At 43.8% G+C, this 15,321-nt stretch carries 7 protein-coding genes; all 7 read right to left on the minus strand.

The features are described 5' to 3' along the window. Positions 1 to 61: 61 nt before the first annotated feature. Positions 62 to 577: an RNA polymerase sigma-70 factor gene (locus HMPREF9009_RS20235; protein ID WP_008021654.1), complete on the minus strand. Its 516-nt coding sequence runs from the start codon at positions 575 to 577 to the stop codon at positions 62 to 64. Positions 578 to 1,257: 680 nt separating this feature from the next. Beyond that, positions 1,258 to 4,092, minus strand: coding sequence for a ligand-binding sensor domain-containing protein (locus HMPREF9009_RS20240; RefSeq protein WP_049703122.1), 2,835 nt, complete (start codon positions 4,090 to 4,092; stop codon positions 1,258 to 1,260). Between the two features lie 187 nt (positions 4,093 to 4,279). Further along, positions 4,280 to 7,435 (minus strand): glycoside hydrolase family 2 TIM barrel-domain containing protein, encoded by a 3,156-nt coding sequence (locus HMPREF9009_RS20245; RefSeq protein WP_053095328.1) that lies wholly within the window; start codon positions 7,433 to 7,435, stop codon positions 4,280 to 4,282. A gap of 97 nt (positions 7,436 to 7,532) precedes the next feature. Next, the gene (locus HMPREF9009_RS20250) at positions 7,533 to 8,798 is read right to left on the minus strand and encodes an alginate lyase family protein (protein ID WP_232313644.1); all 1,266 of its coding nucleotides are present in this window, start codon (positions 8,796 to 8,798) and stop codon (positions 7,533 to 7,535) included. Positions 8,799 to 8,848: 50 nt separating this feature from the next. Beyond that, a complete protein-coding gene (locus HMPREF9009_RS20255; protein ID WP_049703124.1) occupies positions 8,849 to 10,315 on the minus strand; it encodes an Ig-like domain-containing protein in 1,467 nt (488 codons plus the stop codon). A gap of 34 nt (positions 10,316 to 10,349) precedes the next feature. Next, on the minus strand, positions 10,350 to 12,071 hold the full coding sequence (locus HMPREF9009_RS20260) for a RagB/SusD family nutrient uptake outer membrane protein (protein WP_008021648.1): 1,722 nt from the start codon (positions 12,069 to 12,071) through the stop codon (positions 10,350 to 10,352). A 27-nt stretch (positions 12,072 to 12,098) separates the two neighbouring features. Then, positions 12,099 to 15,308 carry a SusC/RagA family TonB-linked outer membrane protein gene (locus HMPREF9009_RS20265; RefSeq protein ID WP_049703403.1) on the minus strand — a complete coding sequence of 1,070 codons (3,210 nt, stop codon included), beginning with the start codon at positions 15,306 to 15,308 and terminating at the stop codon, positions 12,099 to 12,101. Positions 15,309 to 15,321: the final 13 nt, after the last annotated feature.

Raw genomic sequence — 15,321 nt, forward strand, 5'->3', positions numbered from 1 at the left:
CTCTTTGTAAATTCTGACTCCTTTTCCATAAGCACAAAGGGTTATTTATTAATGAATAAGATTATATACAATTCCGGAAAAACTCGCGCATTTCACGACGTCCCAGAAACAGATGGTTTTCCACCGTCCTGCAACTTAAATTCAGTTCATTTGCGATTTCCGGAGACGTTTTATTTTCGAAGCGGTTCAATGTATAAATTAACCGACGTTGTTCGGGCATAGCAGCCAAGCGGGTCCGTTCCATTGTCATTAAATCATCACCGATAATTTTTTCTTCGGTTTCATTGGTAGAAGTGGACATAGTATCATAGATGTAGCTGTCTATCTCCTGTTTCTTATAATAACGACGGATATAGTCGATCACAATATTGCGGGCAATGGTGAACAAGAAATATTTCACTGTGTCCGGACGGAGCATTTGCTTGTAGTCCAGCAGACGTACAAATACATCCTGGGTTAGATCCTCCGCTTCGTAGCGATGAGTGATACGATAAGTAATATAGGTAAGAATCACCTGATAATATTCTTCATAAGAACGGGTGATAATGTTGTCGGAAGTGTTAGCTGTTGTCTCCATAATACTATCTTTTTCGGTTTTGATCACGATGCAAATATAGAGGTGATTTTGGATATAACAGCCAGAAAATAAAGCAGATCAATCTCAATGAATCTAGGTAGACTCATTTAAACATACAATACTAATTATCAATATATTACGTTTACAAAAAGAGAGTATCACTTTATAAAATGAGACTCAAATCAACGTATCTTTGCTCCACTTATGCTCGTTTGCTCCCATCCTCTTCCCCTCTTCAATTTTATTATTTGATCGTTTCATTGTCACATCAAAGCTATTAATGAAGTACGAACATTAATAGATAAGTTCCGTTTCATTAAAGATAAACTTGCTTTGCACTTATTGCAAAGTTATGTTTGATTAAGGGCAAACTATAAATGAAAGCTTCAATTATATAATTGCAAGCTTTGTTTTTATAAACGAAAGTTTCATTTATAAAAACAAAGCTTGCGTTTATAGATTACTCCCTATAAAAAACAACTTTGCAATAGGACCAAAAGAAGTTTATATAGGGAGAAGAAGAACTTATCTATTAATAGATTACGAGAAAAAGACTAGTAAAAGGAAAATCCACTTGGTGAAGGGAGGTCCTTCACCCTCTAACCCCGATGAATAGGGCGGTGTGAAGGGTGAAAGGGATATGAGTATAAAATAGATTTCAGTGATAATAAGTCGAAAAGTTACTCTTCTTTGGCTGTTCCACCTATACTACGAATATATTCATTCGGAGTGACTCCCGTACTCTTTTTGAATGAGCGGAAGAAAGAAGCACGAGAACTGAAGCCGCAAAGTTCTGCCAGTGCAGTTAATGTATAGCGGGAATATTGACTATCCACCACCATTTTCTTGAATTGAGTGACGCGGTATTCGTTTATAAAATCATAATAAGACTGATTGAGATATTGATTCAAAAGATACGATAATGAATGCGAAGAAGTATCCAGAGCAGAAGCCAGGTCGCCCATTTTCAAATCAGGATTAATATATGGCTTTTCTTTCTCCACATAAGCAACCAGTTTCTTATGGAGCTCTTTACATTCTTCTTCAGTCAGCCTGTTGGTTTTATACTTTTCTTCGGTTGCAGCGATAGAAGACTCTTCAGATATCACTTCCGCTTGTTCTATCGTTCGGTCTTTCTGCTGTATCTTCTCTATGGACGCGGAGATGGACGATGCAGGAGAAGTAAGCAGGCGGCGCATACGATTCCACACATAATATCGTATAAAAGCAATAATGCCTACAACTAATAAAACAGAAAGTGCCCATCCCCACCAAGGTATCATAGGACGCACCGCCACTTGATAAACAGCTTCCGACTGTTCATTTCCCGGAAGGCGCACACGGAACGTATAAGTTCCGGAAGATAATCCATAATAGGAAACCTCATTCTGCGCAGCCAATAGTTTCCAGTCTTTATCCACTCCTTCCAACTGATATTCGTACAGTAAGGCAGAAGGCAGACCATAAGCAAAATCCGTAAAGCAGAAAGTCAGATTATTCTGATTATATTTTAAAGACGGGTTGGTAAAAGAAATGCCATTAGCCAATATATCCGTAAACACAATCGGGCGAACTTTACCACGCACTTCATCCACCCGCTTCGGATCGACATAAATCAAACCTTTGGTGTTGCCGAACCATAATATTCCTTTTTCATCTTTATAAGCAGCCCCATTCGTAAAGGTGGGTCCCGGTACTCCATCATTGAAAGTGAAGGCATCGTACTCTTCTCCTTCTTCCTTTATGCGTAACAATCCATCATTGCAAGCCACCCACAACCAACCTTGGTTATCTTCCACGATCGACATCAGCGAATTGTCCGGAAGCGTAGAAAAGACGGAACGGTTCCGAAAACGATCCATCGTTAAAGTAGAGGTAAACAGACTTCCCTTTTCACGAATAAAATAAAGGTCGTGTCCGGTATCTTCGTAAATGGTGCGCACCTTATCCCTATGCACAAATCCTTCAGGGAACACATTCGATCGTAAACTTTGAGAAGCAGGATCATATATACACATACCGGTTTCCGTGGCAATCCATCCTTTGCCGGTAGAGTCAAAACTAACTTCATAAACGTTACCTTCCGGCAATTGGGAATTGGCGCTGGTAAAGTGTTTGATCTGCTTTGCCTGTCTATTATAACAGAACAATCCCTGTGAAGTGCCTATCCAGAGATTTCCTTTTTCATCCGGTCGCACACAAAAGATATGTCCTTTCTGAAACAGCTCTGTATCTCCATCTCCTCCCTGGGCAAAATATTTTAGAGATAACGTCTCCGGATTCAACACCATCATGCCTCCGCCATACGTACCAATATAATATTCGCCTTCATAAAAACAGATAGTCAATATCAAATCCGAAGTCAAAACAGGTTTCACAAAACTCTTTACGACTCCGGTAGCTTCATTTATATAATACAAGCCGTCACGTGAACCGATGACTTTTTCGTGTCCTCTGTTGACAAAAGAACGAATGGAAAGATTGGCAGAGTTAAACAGAGGAGGATAAGCATAAGTTTGGAAAAGACCATTCTGATAAAGTGAGTAGTCCAAACCTGCCTGGAAGTGCCCCACCCAAACAGCACCTCTGTCATCCACCAATAGTGAATAAATGGAATTACTGCGAATACCTTCTTTATCACTCACATCGTGACAAAAACGACGTGTCACTTGTTGGGCTTTATGTGAAAGGAAATGAACGCCATTGCCATCTGTTGCTATATATACAGTCTCCTTTCCATCACTGGATATGTCGGAAATGACATCACAGCCTAAAGCCACTGTATGCGAAAAGCTCTTTTTGTTTATATCGAAACGAACTACTCCCTGGCTCATTGTACCTAGATAAAGGGTTTCTCCAATACGAGTCAGGCAGCGGAAGTAATCGGCCTCGGGAACATTCTCCTGAAAATGCCAGGAATCAATCTTACCATCTTTCAATGAATAAGAGAACAAACCTTGCACTGTAGCCAGCCATAACGCACTTTTATCTTCATTCAGACAGAGATCCATAATTCGATTACAGGCAGCCAGCATATTCCGGTCGGTCAATACTTGGAGCAATTGCCCATCCTTTTGGATGAACAGCCCTTTCTCCGTACCGATATAGAGAATATCTCCATCCGGAAGTAAGGTATTTACAGCAAAATCTATCTTTTCGGGAACAATTCTCTCCAGCTGGCCGTTTGCACGATTCAGACGCCAAAGTCCGATACCGTTTCCCACCCAAAGCTGATTGTCGGCTGTTTCCGTGATGCAGTTCACCCGTTTCTTCCTTCCGGAATCCACGCCTCGAAATTCATAATGTCGAACTTTCACACCATCAAAACGATCGAGACAATTATCTGTTCCTAGCCAGACAAAACCTTCCGAGTCTTTATAAATGGCGTTCACCAATAGCCCGGACAGTCCATCGGACATGACTACATTACGAAATGTATAATTCTGGGCTTGCAGATTTACACCACAAACCAAGTATATGATTAAAAGAATCAGATATTTAATCGTGTTCTTCACTTACAACCGTTTCCTTTCATATTAAACATGTGACAAACATACATAAAAATCTCCAAAAGAGCACATTCCTTTATACAAAAAAATAGTCCCTTCGTATTTGTTATATATGGAAAACAAATACGAAGGGGAGAATTTATTTACTCAATGCTATTGAAGATTTTATCTGCCACTGATTCAAACAATAGCCTTAATCTGATTTTTTTTCTACCAATTCAATCATATAGCTATAAGTATATTTCTTGTCAAGCAAGCGATATTCATTGTGCGGATACATTCCCCAACTATTATCGCCGCCTAACCCGCGTTGCTTCAAGTCAACGTGCAGAAAGATATTCTTTTGCGGAACAATGTCGATAGTATGCTGCAATTTACGGGTCAGGCCGGGATCAAGGTCTTCCGGTGAGAAATGCAAAGCGGAAAATGCGATAGGTTGCAAGCCTGTAATTCTCACTCCTTGCCCTTCGCTATCCAATAAGGTCAGCCAACGAACGTCTGTCTTATTTCCTGTTTCCTGCGGACGTATATACCAATAGAACTGATTTTCAACCTTATCCTCATATCGTCCGATGAAAGAACTCGAATAACGGTCGATATAATTCTCCAAAGGGCCTCTACCGTAATAGGTCAAGTTTTCATAAGGTTGATGCAATTCCATACGCATACCAAAACGGGGAAGTTCGGGAAGTTTCGTTCCTGTCAGGTCGATACTGCCTGTCACAACAATAGCACCATTATTACAGATCAAATATTCCATCATATAAGGAACCTGAATATCATTTAATATCCAATCAATCCTGATGGATAATCCTTTTTCATTCTGTTCGTCTATTGTCACTTTCTTCACATAACGGTTGACATGAGCTGTCCGCCAAACACCTGCCAAAGTGGGCATTGTATTTCCAAAATCATTATCAATCGGAGCACGCCAAAAGGCTGGTTCGGGATATTGCCTGATAGGTTGCTCGCCATTTATCATATAATCAAATAAGATTCCCTTTTTCAAATCAATCTTACCAGAAACGCCCCCCGATTGAAAAGACAAAATATTGTCTTTTGTTTCATAAGATAGTTTTCCCGAACAAGGCGGAAGCGATGTGAAGAAACTACTTTTATTTAATTGCATCTGCTCTCTAGCTACTTCATAGCCGGCAGGTACTAAATCGGTAGCAACCCGGGTGTGCGCATAGAGATTAAGGAAATACTCATTCCCGTCTTCCGGAATAACAGGAAGAGATAAACGTATCTCTTTCTCTTCGTGAGGTATTAAATCAACGTTGAAATCCCCTGTAGATATTTTTTCTCCGTTTTTGTATATTTCCCACATGAAAGCATACTCATCCAGATTGGTAAAGTCATAACGGTTTTTAATGGAAATAATTCCTTTCCCCAAGTCTTTTGCGCTAAACTGAATGTACTGATACACTTTCTTCACTTCATACGCTTGTGGTTTGGGAATACCATTGGCAGAAATCAAACCGTCAGTTCCCGTGTTTAGTTCCCCTTTCTTATCTTCCAGCCATTTATAGCTCCCCATCTTACCATTATACGTCCAATAAGTACGTCCGTCTCTTGGTTCGGTCTTTACCTTAAATCCCTGATCCATAAAATCCCAGATAAAACCGCCTTGCAAGTTAGGGCTGTCATAAATAATATCCCAAAGGTCTTTAAAATTGCCATTGCTGTTTCCTTGGGCGTGAGCATACTCACACATGATAAACGGTCGCTGTTTGCCGGACTTCCCATATTCTGTTATTTTCCACATATTAGGGTACATCGGACAGACAATATCTGTATTCCAATCTTCCCAAGCCTGCTCGAACTGTACAAAACGACCGGGGTCATATTTCTTCAAACGCTTATACTCATCGTGGAACACAATTCCATTACCACATTCGTTTCCTAATGACCATCCGATAACACATGAATGATTTTTATCCCTTTCCACCATTCGGGTGATACGGTCGACGTGGGCTGCAACCCATTCGGGACGATAAGCAGGATGTGGGATGGTATCTTTGAAATAAGGAACCGAACCCATTCCATGAGTTTCAATATTGGCTTCATCCACTACATAGATACCATATTGGTCACACAATTGATAGAATAACGGATGATTTGGATAATGACTGGTACGAACAGCGTTCATGTTCAGTTGTTTAATCAGTCGCAAATCATTCATTATGATTTCGCGGGTCTGCACATGTCCCAACGTATCATTGTGTTCGTGACGGTTGACACCTTTTATATAGGTGGGTACACCATTTACCAGTAGCCGCGCATTCTTAATCTCAATGCGGCGGAATCCGACTTTATGAGCCACTACCGTCTGTTGCTTGTCGCCATCGGATCGAAGTGTCAGGATACAGTCGTAGAGCGAAGGGTGTTCGGCGCTCCATTTCCGCACATTGCGCACAGTGCCTTCGAAAGTAAGTGTAGTACTTATGTCTGAGATACAATATACTTTCTGCGCAGATAGGACAGTCTTCCCCCCTGCGTCCTTCAAATCAAGTGTAAGTGTCCCCTTTTGCAGGGTTGCATTGGTATTGAAAGAACGCAAGTCTACAGTAGCCCGGAATTGCCCGTGTCGGTAGGTATCGTCCAGTCCTGCATGCAGAAAGAAATCCCAAATGGTCGTTTGGGGATAAGCGGTCAGAAAAACATCGCGTTCGATACCGCTTAGACGCCAAAAATCCTGGTCTTCCATATAGCTGCCATCGTGCCAGCGATACACCTGTACAGCAAGCAAGTTCTCTCCTTTTTTCAAATAGTTTGTCACATTAAATTCTGCCGGAGTCTTGGATGCTTTAGTCATCCCCACCTGCTGCCCGTTCACATAGATACGGGCGTAGCCGCTGATGGAACCGAAGTGCAACAACACTTCACGCCCCTGCCAGTTTTGAGGAACCGTAAATGTGCGCCGGTAAGTCCCCACAGGATTATCAACGTCGATATAAGGTGGATTGGGTGAAAACACATACTGAATGTTGCGGATTATCGGCTCACCGAATCCTTGGATTTCCCAGTTGGAAGGGACAATAATTGTATCCCAATCATTGTCGGATAAATCTGTACGATAAAAATCTTTTATGCTTTCTGCGATAGAGGGAGCATAAACAAATTTCCACGTACCATTCAACGAGTATTGCCAAGGCGATTTTTGGGGATTATCGTTCACTGCATCATCTGCGCGCTCGTAGAGGCGAAAGTCAGCGTGTGGTTTCTCTTTGTTCCACTCATATTGGGTGGGATTTTCCCACTCGTTGTTTTGCGCCTTTGCCGTTGGGGACAAACCACAAAAAAGACAGGAAAGGAATAATAAGGTAGAAAATAATCTATTTATCATAAGATAAAGGGTTGTAAGGGTTTCCATTGAGTAACGTCAAGGAGTTAAGAAGCCTAACCTCTTAACTCCTTGAAATCAGTAGGAAAATCTCAAAAAGTTATTCTTCAGTATACAATAATGTTCCAAACCCCAAATCACCGGCTTCGGCAGTACCACGCTCGCCATATCCTTCGGGGCGTTCTTTTTCGGCAAAAGCTTGCGAATATGGAGCATTCATACCTTTCACCTTGGCATAATGGTTGTAAAGGAGTTCCCATCCCGGACGGGCACGCCCCTTACCGTCGGCCGACACCTTCTCATGCCAACCGTATTTAGGGTGATAGTAAGGTTCGAAAGGCATTTCCACATCTTCGGTCGAAGTTAAGTTATACTTAGCCGTATATTCGCAGAGGTCGAGAATGATGTTGTCGTTGTAGGCAAAAAGGTCGATGCCCATGTTATAGGCTGTACGGCAGAAGTAAGCATGTAAGCCTACGTTGAGAGTAGCGTGCCCCTGGTCGCGTCCCATCTCTTGGCTCTGTGCCAAATGTCTGCCTTTCACTTTTCCCGCAGGATCCTCGTGCATACCTTTCACCGACCATTCGATACAGCCCATACCTTTTCCGTGATAGAAAAATTCCAAGGCTTGTTTAATCTTGGCATCGTCATCGTTCAGCACGCCGATAGAAAGAATAGTGAGCATGGCGGGCAAATCCCAACTCATCCAGCCCGAAATGGCTGAAGAATTAAAGTGGTTATCCAAGAAATCATCACAGATGGGATAGAAAGTTTTATCTATCCATTTCTTGAAGACTTCAAAATCTTCGGTTTTCCAACCTTCGTAATCCCGCATCAATTCAGCGGGAGCAGCAAACTGGTATCCGATAAATCCGGCGGCAAGCAGGCGATGGCTGTCGTCGGGCCATGTTTTATAATTCACCCCCTTACAAGTCTTAGCCCATCCGTTCAGAATTTTAACAGCTGCCTTGGCATAATCTTCATCTCCCGAAATTTTCCAGCGTACAGCCAACTGATAAGCGGCACCGGCATCGAAAGCGGCCGTATTGAAGTTGCCGCCTTGCGAGTGACGTACAATTTCTTCTTGCGGGTTTGCGTTGTAGCTCAGTTGGGCAAATCGGCTTTCGCACAATTTTTCCCAACCGCTAATCCAAGGTTCGGCACGTTCGTTCACTTTGCGGCGTGCGCGTTCAAAGTCGGCTTCGGTGTTCACCAGACAAGGATGCTTGATGGTGTACTCATAATTTTCATTGGGGTTGATTTCGCGTTGCCATGGTTCGGGAGTTCCGTTCTCGAACTCAGCACTACAGCTGGTCAGCAACACAAGCGTTACGCTGCCCACGAAGGTATAAATAAGATTTTTCATACATTCAATTTTCATTTTGTTATTCAATCAGTTTCCAGAGAAAGTAGATGCTATTGTTTACCACTTTCGTTCTTTATCAAATCTTTCAGTTCTTGTTCCGATTCGAAAGTCTTTATCCAATCCACATAGATGCTGCCTGTTTCATTGGCTTCATACCAGATTTTCCAAAATTGAAGTTCCACCGTGTCGTACTTCGTCAATGAGGTAGGCATATACTGTTGATTTTTGCCAAGGAATTTCTTCGTGAAGTCGGCGTAGAATACTTTGTATTCACCGCAATCTACCACAGTCATGGCATTTTTTCCTTTATCGGTATCTTCGCCATATTTACCGGCTACGGTAATGCCGCTTCCGCCCCAAATGTCTAGATACCACTCTATACTTGTCGATGCTTCGAACACATTTTCGGGGAATTTCATTTTAAAGGCCAAGATGGGATAGTTGGTTACGTTGAACCCAAAACCGCCGTTGCGACAAATGCGGACAGCTTTGTAAGTCTTATCTTCACCGGGGAAAATACGAAGTACTCCGTCATTCTCCATCCATTCAAATTCCCGGTGAGTAAAGTTTCCGAATGGCTGCCAGATGTTCTCGACAGTAAACTGGTCGTTCATTAAACCTTCGCTCACGTTGACACTCATCGTAGCTTTGACAGGTTTACCGTCACCATAGTCGGCCAAAGCGGTAATTACTGCATTGCCATAAGCCTTCGCCACGAACCGGCCTTTTTCATCAATCTCTACAACATCCGGCTTACTGCTTTCCCATACGATGTACGAAAGCGTAGCATCTATCGGCGTTACATTCATCTGCGGAGTGTAGGTTTCGCCCAAAGCCAGTTTGTCTGTTTCTTTCACAAATTCCATACTTTCGATATAGATAATGGGCTTCACCTTAATTTCAAACTCTTTCGTGAAATGTTTGTCGTCGGTAGCGGTAACTTGGATGCGTGCCTTTCCTTCGGCTATGCCCTTCACCTCGCCTTTTTCATTGACAGTGGCTTTATCGGGAGTAAGGCTTTTCCAAATCAACCCGGGGTAAGTGGGGTCGGCCGGAGTAGTCTGCCAAGTAAGGGGCAAAGTTGAGGTTACAAACACTTCGAGATCTTCGTTAGTGAGATTGATATCAGTGATGTGAATAATTTCGTTTACCACCTTCACATTGATAGTCGAAGTGGCAGAATAGCCCACAGCCGGCTTGGCCGAAATTACTGTACTACCGGCCTTCACTGCCGTGATGCGTCCTTCGGCATCTACGGTAGCCACATCGGGCACAGTCGATTTCCATACCACCTCTTTGTTGAAAGCCTCATCAGGACCTACGGTATATTTTATCAAAGTGTCAGTGCCTATCAGCAGAGGCAGTTCGGGGGTCACTTCAAGGTTGATTTCCTTAACGAGCACTCTCTCTTCTAAAACAGGGGATACATCGTCATCGTTGCACGAAACGGTCATCATTAAGCCAGCCGTCATCAGTGCTGCAAACGCACCCTTTTGAAGTATATTTTTGTATGTCATAATTCGATTACTTTATAAATGAATAATGAATGGATTATTGGTTCCAACCCGGATTTTGTTTCAAGTTGGAGTTCAGTTTGAGCTGGTCGGTGGGCAGCGGCAATAAGTAATGCTTTTCGTGCCAGTTGCGTCCTTTCTCGTGGATAATGCAACCTTCACCATCTTTCTCCTTAAAGGAAGCATCAGGCCATCTGTTTTCAAAATCGGTACCTTTCCACTTCACACCGGTGAGATTCATCGGCATTTCGTCTTCGGCCGTTTTCCAACGCTTCAGATCATCAATGCGGAAATTCTCATCGAAAAATTCGATGGTACGCTCACGACGAATCTCTGTGCGCATATCCAAATTATTTGCCGTAACAAAGTCGTTAGTCAAGTCAGGCATTTCGGGGTTGATGCGTTTGCGTGTCAAGTTCAAACTGATGGCTAAGTCTTCATCCGATATTTGTCCATCGCGTTCAAACACGGCTTCGGCATAGTTCAGCAATACCTCAGCATAGCGGATGATGGGGAAGTCATAGGCTTCCATACCGGTAGGCACTCCGTCGCGTTCGCTACACCACTTGTGGGGAAAGTAGCCTGTACCCGTTTGAGGTATGAAGTTCCTATGCGAGGCATTGGCTATTTCGGCAGCATTGCCGCTCCAATCGATGCGTCCGCCGTTTGTACCCCAGTAAGTTTGTCCGGGCACCATAAGCTGATTGTTCATGCGGTTGTCGCGATTTTTATATTCATCATCCACTTTCGTGTAATTCCACGTTTGGGGATTGATGGGCAACCCATTGCTTTGCAGATACATATTAGCCATTTTGCGAGTAACGTACAAGGCATTGCCCAAACGCCCTTGGGTGATGTTGAACCCGATAGAATTGATAACAGGGTCGTGGCGGCGGGTAAAGATATACTCTTTATTACCTGTTTTATTGATACTGGCAGGGTTCGACTTTTCATTCTCCAAGATAAAGAGATATTTGTAGGCTTCCGTACCCAATTCTTGAGGAGCAAAAAGCTCGAATGCTCCGCCCGCCATTACATCATGAGCCGCCTGTGCTGCGGTATTGAGCAAATCTTTTGTACGTTCGGTATTTTGACCGCCATTATGGAATTTCTCCCATGTACCTTCATAGAGGGCTACACGCGAAAGAAATGCCAAAGCGGCTTCGCTGGAGAGGCGACCTTCATCGCTGCTGCTGATAGCCTTATCGACGGGTAATAGTTTAGCGGCTTCTTTCAAGTCGTCAATGATGAAGTCAGCTACCTCGGTACGCGGATTGCGGGCCTTCTGCATCTCAGGCGAGTTGATGTCGAGCGGCGTGCGGGTAATGATAAGGTCACCGTAGGCCTGCAACAACTCGAAGTAACAATAAGCACGGAAGAAACGGGCTTCCCCCACCGAAATGGCGATGTCGGCTTGTTGTTCATACGCATCGGCTTGTTGCAATAAAGTATTGGTTTGACGAATACGATTGTAATTGTCGGTATAATGTTTGTCGGATGACGGAATACTGTTTGTTCCGTTGCTATAGATGTTCACCGTGCTACCGGCAAACAAGTCCGAGCGAATATCAGCGTGCTGACTGTCGTCGAGCCATCGAAAGTCGGCCGACCAGCCGTAGAACTGGGTGGCAAAAAGTTTGAAGTGTTCGGGCGACTTCCAATAGTTGGTATCCGCCAATTGCGTCTTGGGCTCAAGGTCTAAACACGACTGCATGGTCATGGCGCAAATGATTCCTAAAATATATGCTATTTTTTTCATTGTTATCTTCAATATTAAGAATAAAAATTAGAATGTGGCATTCACACCGAAAGTCACGGTGCGGTTAAACGGATAGCGTTGCTTGTTTTCCACTTTGCGGGTGGCTTCGGGATCCCAACCATCGGTGATATATGATTTTTCCCACAAGTCGGCGCCCGATACATAAATACGCAGGTTGCTGATGAAACCGCTCTTATTCATCCATGCCTTTGGCAATGTATAACCTAGTACAATCTCTTTGAGACGCAGGTATGCTCCATTATCGGCCGACCAGGTAGAGGGAATGTAGTTATAGTTATTGATGTCATTACTGTTTGAATAAGTAGGAAAATGGTTGTTAGGAGTTTCAGGACTCCATACATTACCTACCGACTGGTTGGTAGTGTTCAGCCAAATAGCTTTGAAAGGCACTTTCCAAGAGTCAATTTCACGATAGATGGTACGCTTGCCCACACCTTGGAACACGGTATTGAAATCGAATCCTTTCCACTCGCATCCGAAATTAAACGAGAACGAATATTTGGGGTCGTCGGAACCAAGAAATACAAGGTCGTCTTGTGTCAGTTTACCATCTTTGTTCACATCTTCATACATGTGGTCGCCCAAACGCAAGTTGGCAGGTAGGGCAATAGAGTTGCTGCCCACATATTTGTCCACGTAATAGTCCAGTTGGTCTTGGTTTTGTACTTTGCCCACGTAGCGGTAGCCAAATACCGAGTTGAGTGGATAACCATTCACGGCTTCGTTATAACCTGCGCTCACCACGATGTTACCTCCATCAACGAGTTTGTTGGTCATATAAGTTAACGTACCGCCAACATGGTAGTTGAAACTGCCTATCTTGTCACGCCAAGTCAAGCTGGCATCGTAACCATTGGCTTCAAACTTACCGCTATTAGTGCTGGGAGCAGTTCCACCCAATACACCGGGGTGCAGACGCGAAACCAGCATATTGTCGTTTTTCTTTTTAAAGACCTCGAACGTACCCGTAAGGCGATTGTTGAGGAATCCAAAGTCAATCCCCAAGTTATAGTTGTAGATACGTTCCCAAGTACGCACGGTGCTCACCAGTCCGGCAGATTCCACATAGGTTCCTTTCGAGTTGCCCAACAAAGCGCCGCTGTTCGATTTGTAGTTGTAAAGTTGGATGCCGTCATAGCGTCCGATACCATTTTGGTTACCTACCTCACCATATGAGGCACGTAATTTCAGTTCATTCACATAGTCACGCAAGTTCTCCATGAATTTTTCTTCAGTAATACGCCATCCGGCTGATGCGCCCCAGAAGAAGTTCCAGCGATTCTTGGGCAAGAATTTCGAAGAGCCGTCGTAGCGAGCATTCACTTCGACCATATATCTCGACTTGTAGTTATAATTCAAGCGACCGAAATAAGAGAGAATGGCTTCCTCCCAACGGTCTACTTTGTCTATGTAGATTTGTCCTTTACCGTTAAGCGATTCGATTGACGCTTCCACGTCCATTGCTTTGGTGCCGCTATAATCGTAAGCGGCATAGTCGTATTGCACACCTCCCATAAGCGATATGTCGTGAACCTCATCAAATAATTTCTTATAAGTGAGGAAAGCTGATGCCGTGTAATTGTCGGTACGCGCAGAACTTTTAGTATACGATGATTTTTCTTTTGCGGGATAGGGAGAGTTCTCATTCAGAATCGGAGTGCCGTCGTATTGATACCAATCAACCGAAAGATATTGTTCGTCACGGACCGCATTGTTCGTTGAGTAACCCAAAGTGCCTTGAAAATCAAGACCATCCAAAATGTTCACTTTCAAAATTTCGTTCACATTCATAGTGGTCACCACAAGTTTGTTGTCACCACCCAATTCGGCCGACCAGTTGGGAGTATGAATGCCTCCCCACGCATACGGTTTGCCATCAATGGTCGAAACCGGTAGCCCTGGCTGCGGTATGCTACTACCTAATATACTACCAATCTGTGTAGGAGCCACCTGATGCTGACGACTGGCTGACATGTTGGTTTCCAGGCTGATACGGTTGTTTATCTTGAAACTGTTGAATAAACGTACGTTATAGCGTTCGTTCGAGTTGTTCCCCCATTGCAGCGTCCCTTGGTCGTTCAAATAACCCAATGAAAGTCGGTAGGTCGATTTTTCCGAACCTCCGCTTACGCTGAGGTTATGCTGGGTAGAAGTGGCATTTCCCCACAGCACATCAGTCCAGTTCATATCGTGAAACACAAAGTCGGCCACACCGCGGAATCCTCCCGGGATAGGATCTTCATCGGGGTTGTTTCCACCATGCAGATTAATCCAACTCCCCTTCATGGCTTTAGCCAAACGGGCATAGCGCACCCAGTTGTCGTCTTCGCCATAGCCGTCATTCAAACGTGCTTGAAGCACACCGTCCGTCCATTCGTCCATGCTCATCATGCGGGGCTGCAAACCCACAATTTTACGTGTAACCGAACCGCTATATTCCACTCTGGTTTTGCCGGCATCGGGACGTTTGGTAGTTACCAAAATCACACCACCCGCTGCTTTTGCGCCATAAATAGCAGCCGAAGCATCTTTCAGGAAGTTAATGGTTTCGATGTCGTCCGCATTGAGTTGAGCCATCTCACTCAAACCACTGGCTGGTACACCGTCAATAATCAAAAGAGGTTCTACCTTGTTCTTTGAGACAGAGCCACGGATTGAGACACCCCATCCTTCTTCGCCGGGAGCAGCCGACGAGCGGGTGATGCGTAAGCCCGGAACCTGACCTTGCATAGCTGAGAGCGGATTGGCCACTGTACCTTTGTCCTTAAAAAGTTTTTGGTCGACCACTGTTACCGAGCCTGTCAACGATTCTTTTTTCTGAGTACCATAACCTACCACGACAACCTCATCCAGCACCTCTGTATCTTCGTGCATGATAATTTTAGTCAGATTCGTCCCTTTTACAAAAACTTCCAACGTCTTATAACCAATAAAAGAAATCACCAACGTACCACCTGATACATTATTCAAAGTAAAGTTTCCATCCATATCCGTTATCGTACCATTAGTAGTGCCTTTCACTTTGACATTGGCACCAATAACAGGTTCGCCATAGGAATCCACGATTTTACCTTTGATTGCCCCAGTCTGCGAAACAGCCTGCACTTCTCCCACATTGGCAAATACCGCCTGCGGAGCACCTGTTACAAGGACAGAGGCCATCACCGTAGAGAATAGAAATCTTCTCGATGAGAATCTGAAGAGATTTTTTTTCATATACATAAAATTT

The sequence above is a fragment of the Bacteroides sp. 3_1_13 genome, assembly GCF_001185845.1.
GTDB classification, from domain to species: Bacteria; Bacteroidota; Bacteroidia; order Bacteroidales; family Bacteroidaceae; genus Bacteroides; species Bacteroides xylanisolvens.

Excerpts from the sequence above, each read along its gene's own strand:
- HMPREF9009_RS20260 (WP_008021648.1), bottom strand. The coding sequence starts at position 12,071 with ATGAAAAAAATAGCATATATTTTAGGAATCATTTGCGCCATGACCATG.
- HMPREF9009_RS20245 (WP_053095328.1), bottom strand. The coding sequence starts at position 7,435 with ATGATAAATAGATTATTTTCTACCTTATTATTCCTTTCCTGTCTTTTT.
- HMPREF9009_RS20265 (WP_049703403.1), bottom strand. The coding sequence starts at position 15,308 with ATGAAAAAAAATCTCTTCAGATTCTCATCGAGAAGATTTCTATTCTCT.
- HMPREF9009_RS20250 (WP_232313644.1), bottom strand. The coding sequence starts at position 8,798 with ATGAAAAATCTTATTTATACCTTCGTGGGCAGCGTAACGCTTGTGTTG.
- HMPREF9009_RS20255 (WP_049703124.1), bottom strand. The coding sequence starts at position 10,315 with ATGACATACAAAAATATACTTCAAAAGGGTGCGTTTGCAGCACTGATG.
- HMPREF9009_RS20235 (WP_008021654.1), bottom strand. The coding sequence starts at position 577 with ATGGAGACAACAGCTAACACTTCCGACAACATTATCACCCGTTCTTAT.